This window comes from Bacillus sp. EB600 (assembly GCF_024494385.1).
In the GTDB taxonomy this organism is placed as follows: Bacteria; Bacillota; Bacilli; order Bacillales; family Cytobacillaceae; genus JAEVLT01.
Genome location: NZ_JAEVLT010000001.1, coordinates 138,640 through 159,084, shown reverse-complemented (window position 1 = coordinate 159,084; position 20,445 = coordinate 138,640). Strand labels below are relative to the sequence as shown.

Here is a 20,445-nt window from a genome sequence, read left to right as displayed (position 1 = left end):
TTTTATTTATGACAGTTGGTTAATGAAAGTGGTGAAGGCTTTGGATGAACAAAAAGTAGGACAAGAAAAACAAGAACAGACAAACGTAGAAAACAAATCAGGCTTTATACGCATGAAAAAATTTCAATTTATTATGCTCTTATTTTTGGTTGTATTTCTATCGGCAGGAATTACAACATTTGCGCTTGCTTTTGGCAAAGATAAGGTAGCAACAGTAGGAGCAGATAGGGCAGAGTTTAATAAGCTCTATACAACGTATGATACATTACAAAGTGGCTATTACCAGAAGGTAGACCAAAAGAAATTAATTAATGGTGCGATCAACGGTATGGTCCAAGCGCTTGGTGATCCATACTCTGATTATATGAGTAATACAGAAGCGAAAAGCTTCCACAGCAGTATTTCTTCATCCTTTGAAGGGATTGGTGCGGAAATTCAAGAAAAGGATACCCATATTGTTATTGTATCTCCAATCAAGGGATCGCCCGCTGAAAAAGCAGGGCTAAAGCCACATGATGTCATCCTTACTGTAAATGGAAAGAGCTTGCAGGGAATGAACTCGACGCAGGCAGTAGCTTTAATAAGAGGGAAAAAGGGAACGAAGGTCAATTTGACAATTCAGCGGCCAGGTACTGAAGCACCGGTTAATGTATCAGTAGTACGTGACCAAATCCCAATTGAAACGGTATATGGAGAAATGGTCGGTGATGGAATTGCCAAAGTCCAAGTCACCAGCTTTTCGAGCAATACTTCAAAGGAACTTGTTAAAACGTTAAATGATTTACAAAAACAGGGGATGAAAGGTCTAGTATTAGATTTGCGGCAAAATCCGGGTGGATTATTAGATCAAGCGATTAACATTTCCAGCCTTTTTGTCCCTAAAGGAAAAGTACTATTTAAGGTTGAAGATCGAAATGGAAAAATAAAGGAATATACTTCCCAAAATAAAGGAACCCACACGATGCCATTAGTTGTCTTGATCGACAGCGGAAGTGCAAGTGCATCGGAAATTCTTTCTGCTGCTGTCAAAGAATCTGCCGGAGTACCGCTCGTTGGTGAAAAATCTTTTGGTAAAGGGACTGTACAAACGGCCCAGGATTTTCCAGATGGTTCTAACTTAAAATTTACGATAGCGAAATGGTTAACGCCTGATGGAAATTGGATTCATAAAAAAGGAATTAAGCCAGATTATCCTGTCGCTCTGCCTGATTACGCATCACTTCCAATTATTGATCCTGATAAAGAGCTGAAGCTTTCTAGTGCATCAACAAATGTAAAAACGGCGCAAACAATGCTGAAAGCAGTCGGATACGATCCTGGAAGGGAAGACGGATTCTATGATGACAAGACTCAAAATGCGGTAATGGCTTTTCAAAAAGCGCAGGGCTTACCTGCAGATGGAGTTCTAAAAGGTGATTCTACAGTAAAATTAATGGAACTTTTACGGGAAAAAATCCAACAAAATGATACACAACTGCAAAAGGCTATTGAAGTTCTAAAAGATAAAATGAAATAAAAAGAAAAGCGGAAGCACCCGTTAAGCGAAGTACACTAGTCGCTGGGCGCTGGCCGACTAAAAGCGCCGCCGTCCTGGCGGCAACATCGGCACTAGCACGTCCTGTGCGTCGAAGCTAGACAGTTATCTACGTTAAAAGTTTTATATTTTCTTGTAAAAAAGCCTGATCACTTTTACATTGATCAGGCTTTTTTATGATTTTATGCTTCAGGAAAGTTCAATGGTTTGTGTGCTAGCTAAAAATTAGATAAAATGAACAAGCAAGTTGAATTGAATTGCCGAGGTGATATTTTGAAGCAAATCATACAAGTGAACGATGAGCAAAAGCAAAAAATAATTGAGTTAGAGAAAAAATGTGTAGCTATTTGCCTGGCGCTCGAACAAAAATATCAGTCGGAATTTAAACGATTGGATCAACAGCTTGTGATTGAGCTGATTCGAATGAAAAAGGGAAAACCTACTACGGATTCAGAAATACTAGAGATTGATTATGAATCGTTTATTGAAGTTGGCATCGAGCAGGATGAAGAATATTATCCAAATGCCTATATCCCAATCTGGAAATGCAAAGGTGAGTGGTTTCAAAAGATTGGCTATTTGACACGACGGAGCACGTTGCAATTGGAGGACATGGTGTCATCAATAGTGAAAGAAATGCTGTCTGACAAAGAAGGGGAATGAGATGGAAAAAACAGAAGTTTTTATTTTATCGGGTTTTTTAGGGAGCGGAAAAACCACTCTCTTAAAGCATTTGCTTGAACATGAACGGCGCCTGGGAAGAAAAGTAGCTGTAATTATGAATGAGTTGGGTAAGGTTTCCATTGACTCAAACGAAGTCGAAGAAGATGTGACATTAAAGGAGCTATTAGGCGGATGTATTTGCTGCTCACTTCAGGGAATGCTTGAGGGGCAGCTTCAAGGGCTACTAATGAGTGAAAAACCTGAAGTCATTTATATTGAAACAACTGGTGCAGCACATCCGGTTGAAGTCCTAGATGCCATTTTATCCCCGCTATTTGCGGACCAGCTAATTATGAAGGGAATAATTACAACTGTTGACGGTTTAAGATGGTTGGATCGAAATTTGTTGAATCCTCAGCTTCAACAGCTTCTACTTGAGCAAGTTCGTCACGCCGATTTTATTTTAATTAACAAAAGTGATGAGTTAACCCCAGATAATCAGTCAAAAATAATCTTTGAAATTCAATCTCTTAACACGAAGGCTCCTTGTCTGCTAACAAAATATTCAAAGGTATCAATTGAAAAGTTAAGTAGCCTCACTATTACAACAAATCATTCAGTGGAAAATCCTAACCAAAACAAGCACAGGCACCTAAACTTGACTAGCTTTGTATACCAATTTCATTCTTCAATCGGTCAATCGCAGTTTGAGGTATTTTTAAAAAATTTACCTGATACAATTTATCGAATTAAAGGCTATCTTAAGTTTGATCAATATGAGTACCCGACATTATTCCAATTTTCTTATGGTATGCCAATATACATGAAAGAGTACATGAATATGCCATTGAATTTAATTTTTATTGGTGAGGATGTTGATTGGAGAGGGATTGAAAGTCAATTAACCTCACTCGAAAGATAATGTTCGATCCAAAAAGGATCGTTTTTTTATGAATGATAAACTCATCTTCAGGTAACGCTTTAAATAGCTAGTTAGTTGAAAATGGGGGTTCTTAATGAAAAAAGTGGTTGTTTTCTTTTTGTTAATTGTTCTCTCTCAAGGAGTAAAAGAGGTGAATGCGGCTAATCAAATTAGTTTCCAAGTGGAAATGCTTCCATGGGAAGAAGTGAATAATTTGTTGCCAAAGTATACAAAATTCACTGTAATGGATGTTGTAACAGGAAAACAATTTCGCGTCCAAAGGCGGGCTGGAAGCCATCATGCTGATGTACAGCCATTGACAGCAAAAGATACCAAAATAATGAAAAATATATACGGTGGAAAATGGAGTTGGAAACGTCGGGCAATTATCATTATATATAAAGATCAATGGGTCGCTGCCTCTATGCATGGAATGCCGCATGGAGGAGGGGCACTTAAAAATAACTTTCCGGGTCACTTCTGCATCCATTTTTATGGAAGTACCACCCATCGAACCAATTCGATGGATTTAGCTCACATGCTGATGATTTATAAAGCGGCAGGAAGGCTGGAGGAATACTTAGGAAAGGCAAATCCATATGACGTCATCAATGCCTATGTAGCAGGATTAAAGCAGCAAGATGCAGCTGTTATTTCCCAATCGTCTCTCCAAGAATTAAAGTGGAAATCTTCACTAGTCCAAATTGAAAATGTATCCATTTCACGGCTGCCGATGCTACCTGCTGAGGATTTAACAAACGAGATTAGTGTTGATATTCCAATTGAAATTGATTGGTATTTGAAAAAGATTGGCCGGCACACATTTAGGGGGGAAATTCATTTAGTGCGATTTTCTCAATATCAGCCATGGAAGATAGACACTATCCATTTTTTTAAGGAAAATAACATCCCCATCCAAGTTAAAAAAACCTCTATTCTCAAAACGATAGAGGTTTTCTTATAAAAGCATTTTATTTAATGGGGTGCTCTCCAAATTTTATAAACATTCTTTCATCCTCGATTAAACCACAGGTAGCGCACTGAATTTTGTACTCAGGACCATTATAAGGAAGATGAAAAGGTTCTAGTTCCGATTCTGTATATTCTTGGATAATGGCACCGGTATTCGGGTCTTTTTTCACAGAATGGACAACCTGTTCAATTAGATTAAAACGACTCTTATTTGTTTTACAATTTGGACATCTGTATGGAGTTGACATTGGTTTCTCCTTTTTAATTAGTGTTAATAAATATTTTTTGCAATTTAGTAAGGAAATATGTAACAATTTAGGTAGAAACAATGAAAAGTGGGGTGATGTTTTTGATTGGTACCTACAAAGACTCCAGTTTTTTACTAATGAATACTTATCCAATTTCACATCATGCAAATGGTAGAATTAAATGAGGGGAAATAAAATGAAAGTGTTACGATTGGTTTTATTATCTGTTGTATGTTTGGTTTTTTTAGCTTCTTGTGGTAATCAAAAAGCGAAACAAGATCAAGTGCCTGAAATGCTGAATGTAGATTTATCGATATCTCCTGAAAAAGGTGAAGTCAACCAGCCAGTAACATTTAAAGCAAAGGTAACGCAAGGAAAAGAAGCAGTTAACGATGCGGATGAAGTAACCTTTGAAATTTGGCGGTCGAAGGATCCAAATCATGAAAAGGTTCAAATAAAGAAGGCAGACAAGGGGATATACAGCCTTACAAAGACGTTTCAGAAAGAGGGAACCTATTATATTTTCTCTCATGTAACGGCACGGGGAATGCATAATATGCCGAAAAAAGAGTTTGTAATAGGTCAACCTAGTGAGAAGGAGGATTCCAAAACAAATAGTTCAATGGAAGGTATGAAATAATTCAGTATTAGATTAGAAAAAGGCAGTCCCAACTGCCTTTTTCTATCATTTATTTTCCATCTTAGAACGAAAATTCACTTTTGCTTGATGTCCGAGTTTTTCATTGATTTTCTCGGAAATTTCTTTTGCAAAATCACCCTCATAACTCGTTCCAATAGAAAGTTTTCCGCTCAATTCCTTTATTCCAAGCTGGCCAAAGTTATTTGCATAATCTAATTTTTCAATAATAATTTTATCAACCTGGAGATGATCAATTTGTATGGTGGCCGGTTCTTCTGTTTGTGGTGAATTATTCTTTTCAAGGATTTCTTTTAACGTTTCCTTATCAATTATGATAATTTGCTTAAGCTGATTTTCTAAGACAGAGATTTTTTTCTCCAATTCTGCTAGCTGTTTGCCGGATGGTTCATTCCTTCTGAACAAGCGAAACAACAATCCCATAGGATCCCTCTATTCGGGAGTTTGCTTATCAAATAAAATTGGGATATCTTCAATTTCTTCTTGATTGAGCGGGAGATAGATTGCCAACACTCCATTGCAGAGCTCGCTGCTGCTGTTCGTTAGCTGGACTGGAAATGGAAGCGTTAGTTCTTTTTTAAACCTTCGATTTACTCTTTCCTTTAGAAAATATTTGCGTTTGGGTTCAAGAGATTTAAATTCACCTGTTATTGTCAAAATTTGCTGATTGAGCGAGACATGGACATTTTCTTTGTTTAATCCGGGAATTTCTATTTCAACTACTAACCTTCCGTCAGCCTCATATAAATCACATTTTGGGAAATACTCCTGGACTTTTGGAAACGGGTTTGTTAATGGTGCCGAGGAAGGATTTGCATTTTTTTCGTCGAAGATTTGTTTCCAAAAGCTTTCTGCTTGATATTGCTGGGCCATATCCAGCCATTTTTTCAATTTATCCATTTCCATAAACCCACCACCATAAGATGATTCATTAATCAATCATATTTCCTGAAAAAGAAAAAATGCAAAAAAAAAATGAAGATAATTAAATTTCTGTTACGTCAACTTGTGAAAACTGCATATCAACATTTTTGGGAATTCTTATTTCGAGGATTCCATCTTTGTAAGTGGCTACGGCGCCTTTCTTTTTGACAATGGCAGGAAGTGTGATGGTATGTTTATCCTCATGATCTGGTATTCCCTCTACAATCAATTGGTTCGAGGTATGATAGATCCTAATTTGCTTTACCCATTCCTCATTTTTCAGCGGGATACGGACAAAAACGAAATCATGCGTTTCATATGCATTTGAATTTAATGGGCTTGCTGTTTGCTGCTGATCCCCCATAGGTGTTTGAAAGCTGCTCATAAGGTCTTGAGGATTCATCATTCCTCGCATGTTTGCTGGCATTAATTTTTCTATGATATCCTGAACGTATTTATCGATTTGATCAGGTTTCATATTTTGAAGCGCATTTTTCGTATCTTTATTAAAAGGGAATAGATTCCATGGGAACAATGTGAATCATCCTTTCGGAAAGAATTAAAATTGGTTTGAAACAGGTCCAGAAGGGTTTGCAATTTGATCTTGGTCGCTAATATCAGTGTCCACGACCCCATTTCCTGAAACGGAGCCGGTTGGAGACAGGTCCCCAAAGGCCATGTTCGTTCCAACCCATTTAGTGTTTGCTGTGTGACTGTTGTGGACTGCAGGCCCTAAAGAAATATTTGCGTTATTGTTTATGGCATTGGTTTTTATGTTAAAAATATTTATTTGAAAAGGCATTGATTGTCAGTCCTTTCTACATTTGGTTTGAAAGGACGTTTGCCGGATTTGCGATATCGCCCATATCATTTAGGTCCGGATCAATAAATACATTTTCCATTGCGGCAGTTGGCGGGGCAAAATCTCCATAGGATGCATTTTGACCTTGGGATTTTGAATTGGCTGTATGGGCATTATGGAGTGCCTCCCCGATGTTAACCGACCCATTGTTCGAAACGCTGTTAATTTTTAAGGAAAAAATATTGATTACAGTCTGCATCCTGCCACTTCCTTTTCATTGATAAGCTCCAACTGTAATACACAGGAGCAAGCCTGCTTTCTTAACCTTACAACATCCTATGCAATGGTCAGCCCATTCGTTATTAAAACTTATGGTTGATGGATTGTTAAGTTTTTTTCTGATGATTGCGAAATATTTGCATATATATTTGTTTCTATTTACCATATAGTTAGATATAAAGGCGAAAGCGATTTGCTTTGATGGGATAGTCGTTTTAATGAAAATGTTTGATCAAAATAAGATATGTGAGGTATGTTTTGTGATGGGAAAAATCGCTTTGATCACAGGGGGAGCTACCGGGATTGGGAAAAAAACAGTATATTATCTAGCAAGTAAGGGATACCAGCTTGCCATTAACTATCGTACTAGTGAATCAGAAGCTGTTTCCTTAGCAAAACAACTATCCGTCCACTTTGGATCGAAAAATATTTGTATCCAAGGTGATATGGGAAATCAAAATGACTGCGAGCGAGTGGTTGCTCAGGCTCTTTCTGCTTTCTCGACAATCGATGTCCTTGTTCATAATGCAGGACCATACATCCACGAACGGAAAAAAATGACAGACTATACTTTTGAAGAATGGGCAAATTTAATTAATGGAAATTTAAATGCCGTTTTTTATTTATCAAAGTATGTGATTCCGATAATGAGAACACAAAAGTGGGGGAGAATTATTACTTTGGGTTTCGACCGAGTGGAGACAGCCCCGGGATGGATCTATCGTTCTGCGTTTGCAGCAGCAAAAACGGGATTGGCTTCGCTTACTAGAACGATTGCATTGGAGGAAGTTGAAAATGGGATTACGGCTAATATGGTCTGTCCAGGCGATATTATCGATGAATGGAAGGATAAAAGTATTATGGATACTCAATCCTTTTTAAGCAGCGCGAGCCAAGCGCCAGTAGGAAGGCCGGGAACTGGGGAGGATATAGCAAGAGTTATTGCGTTTTTGATTGATGAAAACTCCAGTTTCATAACGGGCAGCATCATCCCTGTAACAGGAGGAATGGATGTACTAGGAAAGGCTTTAAAAATGTAGTTAGTCAAGAAAGAAACGTGAGAAGCGGGCACTGACGCCTTTCTAAATATTACCCATTTTATAGTGATTTAAACCTGTTGAATGAAAATTGCTCCAATTGTAGATAATAAAAAAAATTCATCAATGAAAGGAGCAAAATAAATGAGTTTTAATTTAAATCGAATCAATCCAAATCAGACCCAAGTTTTTTTCCATGATGGTCGTTTTGAAACATTGACGAACGAGGAACTAGAAGAATTTTTGCTCCAAATGGGAATTAGTGAAGTGAATGAAACGATTGAAACTGACTTAACGGATTAATGAATATGAAAAAAAGACTAAGCCGAATATCGACTTAGTCTTTTTGTGTGATGGATCAAGCCAATAATTCCGAATCGGACTGTTCATCAGCGCCTGTCCGCATAAAATGTAATGTATATTGATCCTTGGAAATTTCATAGAGGTCATAAACATCTTCAGCAGCATTTAATTGGTCATAAAGAGCTTTTCTTGTGTCATTTACTTTCATGACATAGGGGAGTTTTTCAGCAGCTTTTATTGATCGAAGGTTTACTTTTCGGATTCGCATATAAATGGTCTCAATTCCACTTTCATAAAATACCTCTCGAAAAAAAGCCTCCTTGGCCGGGCTGTTATAACCTTTTCCGTGATAGGGTTTCCCTAGCCAAGTCCCTAGGAATCCAGCATTATTTTCAATATCATACAAATTAATCGTTCCAATGGGGGCACCCCATTCATCAATAATAGTTCGTGAAATTAATTCACCGCGCTCTTCCGCTTCAATCGTTTGTTTTGAAATAAATAAGAATTCATCGTAAGAAGTTGCTTTATGGCGCACAAAAGGGAAGACATCCGGGTGCGTAATGAATGCGAATAAAGCGTGACTATCTTGAAGATCACGTTTTTTCAACATGAATAATCCCTCCAATTAGGGCATTCCGGTTCCTAGATCTAAAACTACAGGAGCGGTTCACCCTCGAAATTTTTTATTTAGATGCTAAAAAATTTCGGGGTGGGAATCGAACCCACTAGAACCAGAAAACTGGTGGCGCACCATTTGCCTTCCCTATAAAATTTTCCTTGAATAATAAAACTTGTTACCTCCGTAAACGTTGGTTCCTAATCTTCTTATAGTATAATACAAGAAATCATCTAAAAATGAAATAGGATTTTGATTGATTTTTTGTAAATTTATTTAGCAAATTTCTACAATGTTTTAAGGTTTTTTTATGATTGTGAAAAAACAATTTCTCCGCCAATCATTGTCCATTTTGGTTTTGCTAGATAATGAAATGGATGGTGGGTCCAGAGAACTAAATCTGCCTCTTTACCCTCCTCAATACTTCCAAGCTTTTGATCAACTTTTAAGTTCTTAGCAGGATTGATCGTGATTCCTTCTAGAGCTTTTTGCTCAGGGAGGCCTTCTCGGACAGCAATGCCAGCACAAATATTTAAATATTGGATCGGTGTGTAGGGATGGTCGGTTGTAATGGATACTTCGACACCATGGCTTGATAACTCCTTGTATGTGTTCCACGTTTTGTTTTTTAATTCAACCTTTGATCTTCTTGTAAGAGTAGGACCAACGGAAACCTTCAATCCTAAGCCAGCCAGCTCACTGGCAATTAAATGTCCCTCCGTACAATGTTCAATTCGTAAATCAAGATTAAATTCCTCCGCGAACCGGACAGCAGTAATGATATCATCAGCACGGTGGGCATGAATTCGTACGGGTATTTCTCTTTTTAATGCCAAAATAAGCGGGATATTTCGGATATCATTCGGATCAGTCTGGAGGGCACTATAGAACGCTTCACGCAGCATCCCCATTATTCCCATTCTGGTAATCGAATCATTATTTCCGTGACTATGAATTCTCTTTGGATTTTCTCCTAAAGCAATTTTTAACCCGGCAATTTCACGAACAATCATTTTTTTAATGTTTTTTCCGGTTGTTTTGATAACGGAAGTTGTGCCGCCAATGACATTTGCACTCCCCGGCATAATATGAACGGTCGTAATTCCGCTCTTGACTGCATCAGAAAAGGCCGGGTCAAAGGGATAGGCCCCGTCAATAGCGCGAATGTGTGGTGTCAGTGCCTCCGCTGTTTCATTTGCATCATTTCCTGCCCAGCCTGTTCCTTCATCATAAAGTCCCATATGGGTATGAACATCGATAAAGCCTGGAAAAAGGAAAAGCTGGCCGCAATCAATCATTTTTACATTTGTCTCGGTTGCGATATACTTTCCAACCTTCATGATTTTCCCATTATCGATTAAAACATCCCCGTTAGGGAAGGGGTCTGAAGTAATCGGAAAAACGGTGGCGTTTTTTAAAAGTATTTTCGTCATAGGGAACCCTTCTTTTAAAGTAGGTTTATTTTTATTTTGTAAAAAATGATGCAAATCAATACTGTTAATAAATTTTTGGAAATAAGAAACCTTTTTGGTGTACTAGCGTAAATAGTATTGTAGGAGTTTATTTCTTTTTAATTTTTGGGGGGAGAGAAGGATGCCAAAAAATGAAGAAAGATTACTTGCTGCTGCCATTTATGTGATCAGTTTCTTTGCGCCTATATTAGGACCGCTTGTGATTTGGCTAGTAAAGAGGGAAGAATCATCGTTCATTGATTTTCATGGGAAAGAATATTTTAATTTCATGATTTCTTATTTCATGTATACAGTTATGAGTGGAATTTTAACCTTGATCCTCATTGGATTTATTGGCTTGTGGCTGATCGGTATTTTAATCGTGGTCTTTACAATTATTGCTGCTATTAAAGCTTATGAGGGAACGGAGTATAGAATTCCGTGGATTTTTCGATTAATTAAATAATATATTCTCTCAAGTAGGATAACCTCGGCAGAATAGTTTTCGAGGTTTTTTTGAACTATTAATCAAACAATGTTTAGAGATGTGGCGGAATTTCAAATGGATTTGGGTTCATTTTAAAATACACTTTACCAGCAAGTATTCTGTCTGCTGCATGCATCATTTGCCTGCTGGCATCTAGTATTATTATATTCAGAAAAAAGGAACTTGCGAACTAGTAAATCGTTTTATTTTCCATTAAAAAGTAAATGGATTATAATGACAAATAGACAGTATGCCAGATGCTGTAAGAGAGGAAGAGGGTCCGTTGTTTAATCAAGTCGGTTTAGTTTTAGAAGGTGGGGGAATGCGCTCTGTATATACTGGAGGGGTCCTTGAATACTTTTTAGAACAGGAGGTTTTTTTTCCATATGTCATTGGTGTATCGGCGGGTGCATGTAATGCAGCATCCTATCTTTCAAAGCAAAAAGGAAGAAACAAAACCGTAACCATTGATTATGCTTCTGATTCGCGCTATCTTTCATGGAAAAATTACCTAAGAAACCGGTAATTTTTTGGCATGGATTTTATTTTTGATGAGATTCCTAATCAATATGTTCCCTACCATTATGATGTTTTCTATAATAGTCCCAGTGAATTGGTGGTCGGTACGACAGATTGCCATACCGGGGAGCCTGTTTATTTTAAAAAACAGGATTATGAAAAGGAGCTCTTAACTGTTTTAAGAGCGTCAAGTTCGTTGCCTTTTGTTGCACCAGAGGTACGATATAAAGGTAGAACGTTGCTTGATGGCGGAATAAGTGATCCTATTCCAATCAAAAAAGCGCAGGCCGACGGCTTTAGGAAAAATATTGTTATTTTAACCAGAAATGAAGGCTATGTGAAAAAGCCATCTAAGTTTCACTTTTTTGTCGATCGAAAATATCCCGATTATATGGGTCTGCAAACAGCTTTAAGAAAGCGTTACATTGTTTATAATGAAACCATTGCCTATCTGGAAAATGAAGAAAAAAACGGCAATCTATTCATTATTCGCCCAACCGAACCTCTCAGGGTAGGTCGGATGGAGCGTAATCCTCATAAGCTTGAAGCTCTTTATCGCCAAGGCTATGAAGATGCAAAAACCTCCCGGGGAAAAATTCAAAATTGGATAAAGCAAGCTGAAAAAGAGGCCGAGTAGTCTCTTTTTTTGTATCTTCTTTTTTAAAACAAACTTCTATCATTTTTCGAGCTAATAAACAATAGACTAATATATGAGAAATCGATAAGGAGATTGCAGAATGAAAATTGATGAATATTATCGGAATGTTGCAAGAATCAGTTTAAATGGCAGTATTGCGGCATTAATTCCTGCAATAGCAATTATCGGAGGAAATTTTGCATTTTTTCAAACCAAGCAGATCATGCTTTTAGTGATCCCTTTTCTACTTTATAGCATTATTAATTTTCAACTCTATCTAAGAGGGGTCAAACAAGCGTTGATAATTAGAAAAAAATTGATTGATTCAAAGCATGTTACCCATTCAATATTTGCTTCAGAGCATTTGCTGCTTTTGTTTTATAATACACTATCACCAAGTCTCATGATTTTTACCCCAGATGGCTATCTAGTAGGTGCGATAAAAAAATATCGAGAAAACGGCAGGGGCTTGGGGATCTCTTCCACAGTCTTTGCTCTCTATGATGTTGATCAAGAGCTGGTCTGTTCCTATGTAGTACATGGAAAAAGCAAACTAAAAATTGAAGTGTATGATAAGGATAAAGAATATATAGGTTGCTTTGAAAATACAAGGCTTGCCCACATAAAAAAAAGCAAGAAAGAGCTTTTAAATTCAGAAGGGAGATTTATTGCTGCAGTAGAAGGGGCTTCGTTTTATATGGATGAACAGGTTGTAGATTCAAATAATCGGCAAGTAGCCAGGCTGAGGCGGGGGTGGATGCCAATAGAATGGAGCAGCTATTTCCCTGAGCCGAACACACCAGTCCTCTCGCTCGCAGCTAGTTTATCGGACAAGGATAGACTCCTGCAAATGTCATTTTTAATCAATGAATTTTTTATAGAAAGATGAACTACCATTTTGTGCTTAACGAATATATAAACGAAGGGTATCAAAATAAGGTAATTATCAAACTATCTCAAGGGACCGAATGCTTTAGGTTTATTTAATTTAGAACGTTTGATAGAATGATAACGAATCACTATTCTTTTTTATCGGAGGACAGTCTCGTGCAAATTAATCTAATTAAAGGTCATGGTTCAGGAAATGACTTTCTGCTAATTGATGAAATATCCAATCCTTATTCTTTTTCAGAAGAGGAACGGGCCAAACTTGCGGTTTTATTATGTAATCGAAATACAGAACTCGGTGCTGATGGAATCCTTTTCGTGATGAAGAGCGAACATAAAAACGCAAAAGGGAGAATGCGGGTTTTTAATGCGGATGGTTCTGAAGCCTCGATGTGTGGAAACGGACTTAGGCTTGTCGCAAGATATATTAGTGAAATGTTTCATCTAAATGAGGCTGTTGTTGAAACGATGAGAGCCGATTTAAAGGTAAGCGAGCAACCAGATTTATATCCGGAGGTAGCCACTTATCAAGTTCAAATATCACCGGTATCATTTCAGTTAACAGATCTGCCATTATTGTTGAATAAGGAAACACTAATAAATGAACAAATCGAAGCATTATCGAACCAATTAAGCTTTACAGCCTTGGCTGTACCAAATCCTCACCTTATTGCATTGGTTGAAGCTGATCAATTACAAACAAATATCCAAAAGCAAATTAGTGAAAAGGTAAATGGACCAAATGAGTTGTTTCCGGATGGTGTAAATGTTAGTTTTGTTAAATCAATCAATCAGGGTACAATTTATGTTAACACGTTTGAACGAGGTGTTGGCTTTACAAATGCCTGTGGTACAGCAATGTCCGCTTCCTCGCTGGTTACCTGTTTAAATGAGTTAAACAAATTTGATAGTGTCATTAACGTTTACAATAACGGCGGAAAAGTTCAATGTGTAGTCCATAAAATCGACGGCAGCTTTTCGATTGACCTAATCGGCAATGCAACCTATCTTTACAAAGCTGATATTGATGTAGACCTAGATCATGAATCATTTTCAATTGCCTCTAAAAATGAATTCCCTGAACAACAGATATATGAAAAATTACAGGCGGATGCACAAAAATTTTTAAATGCTGAATTGAGAGGATAAGGGGAGAATTTCCTTATCCTTTTTTTGTTTGTTTCAAAAATTCGAGAACAGGTTTAAATGGCTGAATTTGTTTTGTCTGAAAGTAATTTTTAAATGGGTCTACCCTGTTTTTAATTCGGGTTAATGCCGTTTGCATTGTAAATGATTTCACATCCAGCTTGACATTAACTTCATCCCAGAACAATGGTGTGGCCACTCCTGCATGTTCATTTCCCCTCATTGAATAAGGAGCAACGATTGTCTTCCCCTCGCTATGCTGTACATAATCAACATACAATCTGTGTCCACGGTTTTTTTTCAACCTTTCAATCGTAAATGAATCAGGATCATGTGAGACAAGATAATTAGCAATAAAGTTCGTAAATAATCGGGTATCCTCATAGGTGTATTCATGATCTGGCAGGGGGATATATACCTGTATCCCTTTATTGCCCGATGTTTTGACAAAACTGATTAGCTGTAATTGTTCAAGCACATCTTTGATATTCAGAGCGGCCTTTATAGCTAGGTGAAAATCCTCTCGAGATGGCGGGTCTAAATCAAGTACGATTTCACTTGGACCATTATTGTCGATCGTTTGGAAAGGAATATGAAATTCGATTGCAAGTTGATTACCAAGCCAGATAAGTGTATTTAGATTATTGCAAACAATATAATCGATACCATCATCAGAATGGCTATTGACAAACTCTGGTGCATAATCGGGACAGTTTTTCTGATAAAAAGGTTCACCGAGCATTCCATGCGGAAAACGAATTACAGTTAATAAACGATTTTTTAAAAACGGCAGCATATAGGGTGATACTTCCCGTAGATAATGGATATAGTCCGATTTCTTAATCCTTAATTGATCCCATAGCGGTTTATCGGGATGTGTAATTTCTACACTTTCCGGCAAATTCTGCTTCTGAGAAATAAACCGGTCAAACGTGCAATCATATGGCTTTAAATCAAGGCGAAAGCGATCAAAATGCGGTTCACGCAGCTCATTTTCGTAAAGCTCCAAATATTTAACTTCAAGACAGATTGCGGGCTCCACAAAAATAAAGCGTGTATCCTCACCGATATTATTTTGCTTGACAATTTGTTGTAATACCTGTTTCTCATCGGGCTTTAATCCAAATAGTACCTGGCCAATAGCCTGTATTTTTTTATCCTGATACACTCCAAGTGAGAAATATCCATTCGTTTTATCAAAGGCGGTAATAAAACAGCTGACATATTTCCAATTCTTATATTTTAACCACTGGGTAGAACGCTTGCCTTCTTCCCAAAGGCTATTTTTATGTTTGGCTACAATACCTTCTCCATCATATAAAACAACCTTTTCCCATATATCACTAAAACGGGGGTATGCTTTAACGATTTGAAGTAGTTGGCGGTTAGCGGGATCTGGATCTAAGTTAAGTCCTATTTGTTGGAACATATTGATAAGTTGTTCCTTTCGTTCAAGAAAAGGAGCAGATTGAAGATTTGTCCCGGATAGCATGAGCACATCGAAGACCATCAATCTGCAGGGTGAGTGGTTTGCTTGTTCGTGGATTTTTTTTTCGGAACGTAAACGTCCACGGACTTGCAGCGTAGAAAAATTCCCTTTATAGGGATTAGTAAGGGAGACAAGCTCACCATCTAGACGCAGCGGTAAAAACGGACGAAACTGTTCTTCAAATTGAACCAGGAATTCTTCTATTTCAGGAAATTGAGCCAATAATGTTTTTTCGTTCCTGCTTGTTAGACGGATGGCAGGGTGTTTCCAATCTAAAATGGCACGAAAGCCATCGTACTTTACCTCATAAAGCCAGTCAGGGTGCTCAGGACGATCAAAGGTCAGGCTTGGAAGCATTGGTTTCATAATCATTGTGCTCCTTTCTTTTTAGTTGTATTTTGCTTAATACTTACATAGTTCATCCTTTTCCAAATCTTTTAAGGAATGCTGTTTTTCTTATGAGGCAAACTAAAAAAAATAACCTAGAATGGAGACACCTTTTATGCATACGATGTGGAAAGGTAGCATCAGCTTTGGGCTAGTTAATATACCAATAAAGCTTCATGCCGCTACAGAAGACAAGGACATAAAACTCCGTACCCTCCATAAAAAATGTCATTCGCCCATTAAATATGAAAAAGTATGCCCGCATTGTGAAGAAGAAGTGAAAAATGAAGATATAATTAAGGCGTACGAATATACAAAAGGTAAATTTGTTATTCTTGATGAAGAGGATCTTGAAAAACTAAGGAAAGAAAATGAAGAAAAAGCAGTTGAAATCATTGATTTTGTAAAGATGGATCAAATTGACCCCATTTATTTTGATAAAAGCTATTATATGTCACCGCATGAGGGCGGGGGAAAGGCATATGCCTTGCTTCGTAAAGCCTTGGAGGAATCACAAAAGGTCGGGATCGCTAAAATTGTCATCCGTTCAAAGGAGCAGCTTGCGGTTATCCGGATCTATAGAAATACATTGATAATGGAAACGATCCATTACCCTGATGAGGTAAGAGATGTAGGGGAAGTGCCGAACGTTCCAGCCGATGATAAGGTAACAGAAAAAGAATTGGATACAGCAATATTATTAATTGACCAATTAACAACTGATTTCCAACCGGAGAAATATACAGATGAATACCGCAACGCTCTCCTTGCCCTTATTGAGTCAAAACGGATGGGGAAAGAAACAGTCGTACCAGCCGCGAGGGAAGCAGCCACAAATGTTACCGATTTAATGGCAGCCTTACAGGCTTCTATCGATCGGACAAAGCCGAAAAAAACGGTGGCCACTAGAAAGAAAGTCGCCACAAAAGTCAAAAAACAAGCTTAAGCTAACGAACCGAATTAAGGAACGTCTAGACATTTTAAAGAGCCGCTTCTTGAAAACGGTTCTTTTTTTGCACAATAATGCCAAGCACATTTTTTTATGGTGCTTTGACTTGTCGGAGGTTTACAGTAGGAGGAGACTGGTTCACGATTTGTATCATTTTGTTTCGCTATTATGAACAACGAAAAAATCTTTAATTGTGAAAAATATGATCTAAGCAATAGTTTTGTGAAAGTTTTTTAAATTATTTCTTGAGAAGCACAAAAATTTTTGGTAGTATTAATCTTATTGACATTAAACTAAGAATAGAGTATAATTCAAGTACACTTTTAAGTTTGTTAACTTGTTAAGGATGAAGTAGTCGTAACTGCGCGGTTTTGTGGGCGATGTTTACCTCACAGGTGTAGGTGCGATTTTTTATTTTGAAGTGTATTTTACTTGGGGGTGACCAAATTGGCATTTGGCAGAAGAAATGAAGAGGAAGTCAAACTGGAAGAAACTAAAATATGGGTATGTAGTTCAGACAATTGCAAATGCTGGATTCGAGATAACTTCAAGAGTAGCGACATTCCCCTTTGTCCCATTTGTAAAAGTGAAATGACCCTTACGACAAGACAATTACAGGTAGTTCCTAACCACAGTAAAAATTTTATGTAAGTTATTAATAATGAAAAAAGGGATAAATCGTTGATTTATCCCTTTTTTGCTCGTCATTTAACTGAATTAACCCGAGACAACCCATGTTTTTACTCGATAATATTCTGTGCACAATATTCTTTAACTAACTCTTCCTCATCCTCTTCAAGGGCAAAGTCAAGAACTTTTTCACTGCCTTTTTCAAAAAAGTGATAATGAGAAAGCTTAGAACCATTGTCATCAATGACATAAATGACTTTTAAACCTACTCCTTTTTCAGAATAAAGCTCATCTTCTTCGTCGACATCTAAATCAAGAAAAAATTCATACCGGTCACCTGTCAGCAAGCCGAATGGATCTTCCAATTTCTCAACTGTATGGCCTGAAATATTCATTTAATCATCCTCTTCTATAACTTCGTTTTTCTTATTATACTATTTTACCGCAATTTAACTCCACACCGCAAAGCTGTCGTAAGCGTTGATAAAACATAAAAAAAGCGCCGTTAACCGGCACTTTTATCCTGGCAAGATCAAGTATGTATGGCGGAGAAGGTGAGATTCGAACTCACGCGACGGTTACCCGCCCTAACGCATTTCGAGTGCGCCCCCTTATAACCACTTGGGTACTTCTCCGGATGGAGCGGGTGAGGGGAATCGAACCCCCGCCGTCAGCTTGGGAAGCTGAAATTCTACCATTAAACCACACCCGCATGTATAGTAAGTCGGGAAAACAGGATTTGAACCTGCGACCCCCACGTCCCGAACGTGGTGCTCTACCAAGCTGAGCTATTTCCCGTTGGGAATTGCTTGGAAATCAATCCAGTTGATGGTTTACAAGCTATGCGGATGAAGGGACTTGAACCCATACGAGATTGCTCTCACTAGAACCTGAATCTAGCGCGTCTGCCGATTCCGCCACATCCGCAAGATGAAGTTTTTAACGACTTTATTAATATAACATATATTTATAAAAATTTCACTATGAAATTAAAAATAAACGCAAAATCAATTGAAATTTTTTATGAATCACTCAAAAAATTCTTTTGGAATAGTTATTTCAATATATTATTTCAATATATTATTTTAATTCACTTGATTAGAAATATTAAAAAAACGTTCAAAAACAATCAAATATTGAACGTTTTTGAAAGAAAATGTTTGATTTTGCAATCGGTTTCAGTTAAAGTGAAGACAGATCAAATTATTCAGGTGGTGATAACTTGTTAACTCCAGAACGTCATCAAGTAATTTTACAGCTTTTAAAGGAAAGAGATATCGTAAAAATTCAGGAATTAGTAGAACTTACAAATACATCAGAATCAACAATCCGCCGTGATTTATCCCAATTAGAGGCAGGGAAATTTTTAAAAAGGATTCATGGCGGTGCTTCTCGGCTGCAGGGGAAATTAAAAGAACCAAGTATGGTTGAAAAATCATCCAAAAACCTTCATGAAAAACAGCAGATTGCTCGGTATGCAGCAAGTTTGGTTGAGGAGGGAGACTGTGTGTATCTTGATGCAGGATCGACGGTTAGAGAAATCATCGAGTACCTCCCAAACAAGAATATAGTGGTTGTAACGAACGGATTTATGCATGTAAGTCCGTTATTAGATAAGGGAATAACCACCTATTTAATTGGCGGATTTGTTAAGCAAACGACAAATGCCATCATTGGCAGGGCAGCAGTTGCAAGCCTAGAACTTTATCGATTTGATAAATGCTTCATTGGTGTGAATGGTATTCATCCTGTTTTTGGATTAACAACTCCAGACCAAGAAGAGGCTGCTGTAAAACAAAAAGCGATTTCGCTATCTACAGAGGCATATGTCTTAGCGGATGAATCAAAATTCTCAGAAATTGCTTTTGCAAAAATTGCTGATATAAAAGAAGCTGTTATTTTAACCAATGAATTAGATGAAGATACAAAGAATTTGTATATGGACAAAACAACAATAAAGGTCGTGACAGCATGATTTACACATTAACCCTTAACCCTTCAGTTGATTACATCGTTGAACTAGAGGACTTTCAGTTAGGAGAATTAAACCGGACAAAAAAAGAAGCAAAATTCCCAGGTGGAAAGGGAATTAATGTTTCAAGAGTCTTAAAAGAACTTGGTATAACGAGTAAAGCCCTCGGCTTCTATGGGGGATTTACTGGTAAATATATTGATGAATATCTTCAAAATGAAAAGATTGGAACTGATTTTGTCAAAGTACAAGAGGACTCCAGAATCAATATAAAGCTAAAGACGAGCCAGGAAACTGAAATTAATGCCCAGGGTCCAAAAATAACGCAAAAACAGTTTCAAGCTCTAAAAGCAAAAATTCAGGAATTAACCAAAGATGATCTTCTTGTATTGTCGGGAAGTATTCCTTCGTCGTTACCACAGACGACCTATGAGGAATTGGTGAAAATTTGCAGAGAAAATGATGTTGAGTTTGTTGCTGATGCAGAAGGCGAATTACTAAAAAATGTCTTACCCTATCAACCATTTTTAATTAAACCAAATCATCACGAACTTGGAGAATTATTTTCGACAACCATTTCAAATTGTGAGGAAGTTGTCCCATTTGGCAAAAGACTCCTTGAAATGGGGGTGAAAAATGTTATCGTTTCGCTTGCAGGTGATGGTGCTGTGTTCGTAAATAAAGAAATGTCGTTAATCGCTGAGGTGCCAAAGGGAACCGTAAAAAACTCTGTTGGAGCAGGGGACTCTATGGTGGCAGGATTTTTAGCAGAGTACCAAAAAACGAAGGACATAAAGAAGGCTTTTCAGTTCAGTGTTGCTTCTGGGAGTGCAACCGCATTTTCACTAGGCTTATGTACAAACGGGAAAGTTGTGGACCTTCTTTCACAGGTACATATCAAAGAATTTGCATAAGGGGGAGAGAATGAG

The 20,445-nt window shown here is 37.5% G+C and carries 24 protein-coding genes, 4 tRNA genes and 1 pseudogene; 15 read left to right on the top strand and 14 right to left on the bottom strand.

The genetic code is table 11. From position 1 onward, the window contains the following. The first annotated feature begins 22 nt into the window (after positions 1-22). From JN080_RS00845 to JN080_RS00830, 4 genes are all read left to right on the top strand, one after another. Complete coding sequence (locus tag JN080_RS00845) at positions 23-1,516, top strand: lmo1851 family serine protease (RefSeq protein WP_256233981.1); 1,494 nt, start codon at positions 23-25, stop codon at positions 1,514-1,516. Positions 1,517-1,807: 291 nt separating this feature from the next. Beyond that, positions 1,808-2,197 (top strand): hypothetical protein, encoded by a 390-nt coding sequence (locus JN080_RS00840; protein WP_256233980.1) that lies wholly within the window; start codon positions 1,808-1,810, stop codon positions 2,195-2,197. Between the two features lies 1 nt (position 2,198). Further along, positions 2,199-3,119: a CobW family GTP-binding protein gene (locus tag JN080_RS00835; protein ID WP_256233979.1), complete on the top strand. Its 921-nt coding sequence runs from the start codon at positions 2,199-2,201 to the stop codon at positions 3,117-3,119. A 94-nt stretch (positions 3,120-3,213) separates the two neighbouring features. Continuing rightward, positions 3,214-4,083, top strand: coding sequence for a hypothetical protein (locus JN080_RS00830; RefSeq protein ID WP_256233978.1), 870 nt, complete (start codon positions 3,214-3,216; stop codon positions 4,081-4,083). 7 nt (positions 4,084-4,090) lie between these two features. On the opposite strand, the gene JN080_RS00825 is transcribed toward JN080_RS00830, so the two are convergent. Then, complete coding sequence (locus JN080_RS00825) at positions 4,091-4,339, bottom strand: DNA alkylation repair protein (RefSeq protein ID WP_256233977.1); 249 nt, start codon at positions 4,337-4,339, stop codon at positions 4,091-4,093. A gap of 196 nt (positions 4,340-4,535) precedes the next feature. Here JN080_RS00825 and JN080_RS00820 point away from each other — a divergent pair, with 196 nt between their 5' ends. Continuing rightward, entirely contained in the window at positions 4,536-4,979 is a 444-nt protein-coding gene (locus tag JN080_RS00820) for a FixH family protein (RefSeq protein ID WP_256233976.1), read from the top strand. Positions 4,980-5,024: 45 nt separating this feature from the next. On the opposite strand, the gene JN080_RS00815 is transcribed toward JN080_RS00820, so the two are convergent. From JN080_RS00815 to JN080_RS00795, 5 genes are all read right to left on the bottom strand, one after another. Further along, positions 5,025-5,420, bottom strand: coding sequence for a hypothetical protein (locus tag JN080_RS00815; RefSeq protein WP_256233975.1), 396 nt, complete (start codon positions 5,418-5,420; stop codon positions 5,025-5,027). Between the two features lie 9 nt (positions 5,421-5,429). Beyond that, the gene (locus JN080_RS00810) at positions 5,430-5,903 is read right to left on the bottom strand and encodes an Hsp20/alpha crystallin family protein (RefSeq protein ID WP_256233974.1); all 474 of its coding nucleotides are present in this window, start codon (positions 5,901-5,903) and stop codon (positions 5,430-5,432) included. Positions 5,904-5,982: 79 nt separating this feature from the next. After that, positions 5,983-6,456 carry an Hsp20/alpha crystallin family protein gene (locus JN080_RS00805; protein ID WP_256233973.1) on the bottom strand — a complete coding sequence of 158 codons (474 nt, stop codon included), beginning with the start codon at positions 6,454-6,456 and terminating at the stop codon, positions 5,983-5,985. Between the two features lie 24 nt (positions 6,457-6,480). Further along, positions 6,481-6,723 carry a spore germination protein gene (locus JN080_RS00800; protein WP_256233972.1) on the bottom strand — a complete coding sequence of 81 codons (243 nt, stop codon included), beginning with the start codon at positions 6,721-6,723 and terminating at the stop codon, positions 6,481-6,483. 16 nt (positions 6,724-6,739) lie between these two features. Next, positions 6,740-6,982 carry a spore germination protein gene (locus JN080_RS00795; RefSeq protein ID WP_256233970.1) on the bottom strand — a complete coding sequence of 81 codons (243 nt, stop codon included), beginning with the start codon at positions 6,980-6,982 and terminating at the stop codon, positions 6,740-6,742. Positions 6,983-7,262: 280 nt separating this feature from the next. Between JN080_RS00795 and JN080_RS00790 the strand changes: the two genes are divergently transcribed. After that, a complete protein-coding gene (locus tag JN080_RS00790; protein ID WP_256233969.1) occupies positions 7,263-8,042 on the top strand; it encodes an SDR family oxidoreductase in 780 nt (259 codons plus the stop codon). Positions 8,043-8,183: 141 nt separating this feature from the next. Beyond that, on the top strand, positions 8,184-8,342 hold the full coding sequence (locus tag JN080_RS00785; RefSeq protein ID WP_256233968.1) for a hypothetical protein: 159 nt from the start codon (positions 8,184-8,186) through the stop codon (positions 8,340-8,342). Between the two features lie 55 nt (positions 8,343-8,397). Here the strand turns inward: JN080_RS00785 and JN080_RS00780 are convergent, their stop codons facing one another. Then, positions 8,398-8,955 carry a GNAT family N-acetyltransferase gene (locus JN080_RS00780; RefSeq protein ID WP_256233967.1) on the bottom strand — a complete coding sequence of 186 codons (558 nt, stop codon included), beginning with the start codon at positions 8,953-8,955 and terminating at the stop codon, positions 8,398-8,400. 314 nt (positions 8,956-9,269) lie between these two features. Beyond that, positions 9,270-10,394, bottom strand: coding sequence for an amidohydrolase (locus tag JN080_RS00775; RefSeq protein ID WP_256233965.1), 1,125 nt, complete (start codon positions 10,392-10,394; stop codon positions 9,270-9,272). Positions 10,395-10,554: 160 nt separating this feature from the next. Here JN080_RS00775 and JN080_RS00770 point away from each other — a divergent pair, with 160 nt between their 5' ends. The 4 genes and pseudogenes from JN080_RS00770 to dapF all read left to right on the top strand — a co-directional run bounded on the left by JN080_RS00770 (position 10,555) and on the right by dapF (position 14,092). After that, positions 10,555-10,878 carry a DUF4870 domain-containing protein gene (locus JN080_RS00770; RefSeq protein WP_256233964.1) on the top strand — a complete coding sequence of 108 codons (324 nt, stop codon included), beginning with the start codon at positions 10,555-10,557 and terminating at the stop codon, positions 10,876-10,878. A 304-nt stretch (positions 10,879-11,182) separates the two neighbouring features. Beyond that, a pseudogene (locus tag JN080_RS00765) lies at positions 11,183-12,055 on the top strand (patatin-like phospholipase family protein). A gap of 100 nt (positions 12,056-12,155) precedes the next feature. Further along, positions 12,156-12,944 (top strand): hypothetical protein, encoded by a 789-nt coding sequence (locus JN080_RS00760; protein WP_256233963.1) that lies wholly within the window; start codon positions 12,156-12,158, stop codon positions 12,942-12,944. A 158-nt stretch (positions 12,945-13,102) separates the two neighbouring features. Then, positions 13,103-14,092, top strand: coding sequence for a diaminopimelate epimerase (gene dapF / locus JN080_RS00755; RefSeq protein WP_256233962.1), 990 nt, complete (start codon positions 13,103-13,105; stop codon positions 14,090-14,092). A gap of 13 nt (positions 14,093-14,105) precedes the next feature. Here the strand turns inward: dapF and JN080_RS00750 are convergent, their stop codons facing one another. Next, a complete protein-coding gene (locus JN080_RS00750) occupies positions 14,106-15,944 on the bottom strand; it encodes a DNA ligase D (RefSeq protein WP_256233961.1) in 1,839 nt (612 codons plus the stop codon). A 136-nt stretch (positions 15,945-16,080) separates the two neighbouring features. On the opposite strand from JN080_RS00750, the gene ku reads away from it, so the two are divergent. Then, positions 16,081-16,911, top strand: coding sequence for a non-homologous end joining protein Ku (ku, locus tag JN080_RS00745; protein WP_256233960.1), 831 nt, complete (start codon positions 16,081-16,083; stop codon positions 16,909-16,911). Between the two features lie 441 nt (positions 16,912-17,352). Further along, positions 17,353-17,565 carry a cold-inducible protein YdjO-related protein gene (locus JN080_RS00740; RefSeq protein WP_375141570.1) on the top strand — a complete coding sequence of 71 codons (213 nt, stop codon included), beginning with the start codon at positions 17,353-17,355 and terminating at the stop codon, positions 17,563-17,565. A gap of 89 nt (positions 17,566-17,654) precedes the next feature. Here the strand turns inward: JN080_RS00740 and JN080_RS00735 are convergent, their stop codons facing one another. The 5 genes from JN080_RS00735 to JN080_RS00715 all read right to left on the bottom strand — a co-directional run bounded on the left by JN080_RS00735 (position 17,655) and on the right by JN080_RS00715 (position 18,471). Then, entirely contained in the window at positions 17,655-17,939 is a 285-nt protein-coding gene (locus tag JN080_RS00735) for a DUF6509 family protein (RefSeq protein WP_256233958.1), read from the bottom strand. 148 nt (positions 17,940-18,087) lie between these two features. After that, positions 18,088-18,179 (bottom strand) — tRNA-Ser (locus JN080_RS00730). A 3-nt stretch (positions 18,180-18,182) separates the two neighbouring features. Then, positions 18,183-18,256 (bottom strand) — tRNA-Gly (locus JN080_RS00725). 12 nt (positions 18,257-18,268) lie between these two features. Further along, positions 18,269-18,342: transfer RNA gene (locus JN080_RS00720), tRNA-Pro, on the bottom strand. A 45-nt stretch (positions 18,343-18,387) separates the two neighbouring features. Continuing rightward, positions 18,388-18,471: transfer RNA gene (locus JN080_RS00715), tRNA-Leu, on the bottom strand. A 295-nt stretch (positions 18,472-18,766) separates the two neighbouring features. On the opposite strand from JN080_RS00715, the gene JN080_RS00710 reads away from it, so the two are divergent. Both JN080_RS00710 and pfkB read left to right on the top strand, forming a co-directional pair. Continuing rightward, positions 18,767-19,519, top strand: coding sequence for a DeoR/GlpR family DNA-binding transcription regulator (locus JN080_RS00710; RefSeq protein ID WP_256233957.1), 753 nt, complete (start codon positions 18,767-18,769; stop codon positions 19,517-19,519). After that, positions 19,516-20,430 carry a 1-phosphofructokinase gene (gene pfkB / locus JN080_RS00705; protein WP_256233956.1) on the top strand — a complete coding sequence of 305 codons (915 nt, stop codon included), beginning with the start codon at positions 19,516-19,518 and terminating at the stop codon, positions 20,428-20,430. The genes JN080_RS00710 and pfkB overlap by 4 nt, the downstream gene beginning before the upstream one ends. The last annotated feature ends 15 nt before the right edge of the window (positions 20,431-20,445 follow it).

What these genes read in the sequence shown, in the direction of transcription:
- JN080_RS00785 (WP_256233968.1), top strand. Translation starts at nt 8,184, where the DNA reads ATGAGTTTTAATTTAAATCGAATCAATCCAAATCAGACCCAAGTTTTT.
- JN080_RS00810 (WP_256233974.1), bottom strand. Translation starts at nt 5,903, where the DNA reads ATGGAAATGGATAAATTGAAAAAATGGCTGGATATGGCCCAGCAATAT.
- JN080_RS00820 (WP_256233976.1), top strand. Translation starts at nt 4,536, where the DNA reads ATGAAAGTGTTACGATTGGTTTTATTATCTGTTGTATGTTTGGTTTTT.
- JN080_RS00845 (WP_256233981.1), top strand. Translation starts at nt 23, where the DNA reads ATGAAAGTGGTGAAGGCTTTGGATGAACAAAAAGTAGGACAAGAAAAA.
- JN080_RS00825 (WP_256233977.1), bottom strand. Translation starts at nt 4,339, where the DNA reads ATGTCAACTCCATACAGATGTCCAAATTGTAAAACAAATAAGAGTCGT.
- JN080_RS00750 (WP_256233961.1), bottom strand. Translation starts at nt 15,944, where the DNA reads ATGAAACCAATGCTTCCAAGCCTGACCTTTGATCGTCCTGAGCACCCT.
- JN080_RS00795 (WP_256233970.1), bottom strand. Translation starts at nt 6,982, where the DNA reads ATGCAGACTGTAATCAATATTTTTTCCTTAAAAATTAACAGCGTTTCG.
- JN080_RS00780 (WP_256233967.1), bottom strand. Translation starts at nt 8,955, where the DNA reads ATGTTGAAAAAACGTGATCTTCAAGATAGTCACGCTTTATTCGCATTC.
- JN080_RS00830 (WP_256233978.1), top strand. Translation starts at nt 3,214, where the DNA reads ATGAAAAAAGTGGTTGTTTTCTTTTTGTTAATTGTTCTCTCTCAAGGA.
- JN080_RS00835 (WP_256233979.1), top strand. Translation starts at nt 2,199, where the DNA reads ATGGAAAAAACAGAAGTTTTTATTTTATCGGGTTTTTTAGGGAGCGGA.
- JN080_RS00800 (WP_256233972.1), bottom strand. Translation starts at nt 6,723, where the DNA reads ATGCCTTTTCAAATAAATATTTTTAACATAAAAACCAATGCCATAAAC.
- JN080_RS00775 (WP_256233965.1), bottom strand. Translation starts at nt 10,394, where the DNA reads ATGACGAAAATACTTTTAAAAAACGCCACCGTTTTTCCGATTACTTCA.
- JN080_RS00760 (WP_256233963.1), top strand. Translation starts at nt 12,156, where the DNA reads ATGAAAATTGATGAATATTATCGGAATGTTGCAAGAATCAGTTTAAAT.
- pfkB (WP_256233956.1), top strand. Translation starts at nt 19,516, where the DNA reads ATGATTTACACATTAACCCTTAACCCTTCAGTTGATTACATCGTTGAA.
- ku (WP_256233960.1), top strand. Translation starts at nt 16,081, where the DNA reads ATGCATACGATGTGGAAAGGTAGCATCAGCTTTGGGCTAGTTAATATA.
- JN080_RS00770 (WP_256233964.1), top strand. Translation starts at nt 10,555, where the DNA reads ATGCCAAAAAATGAAGAAAGATTACTTGCTGCTGCCATTTATGTGATC.
- JN080_RS00815 (WP_256233975.1), bottom strand. Translation starts at nt 5,420, where the DNA reads ATGGGATTGTTGTTTCGCTTGTTCAGAAGGAATGAACCATCCGGCAAA.
- JN080_RS00735 (WP_256233958.1), bottom strand. Translation starts at nt 17,939, where the DNA reads ATGAATATTTCAGGCCATACAGTTGAGAAATTGGAAGATCCATTCGGC.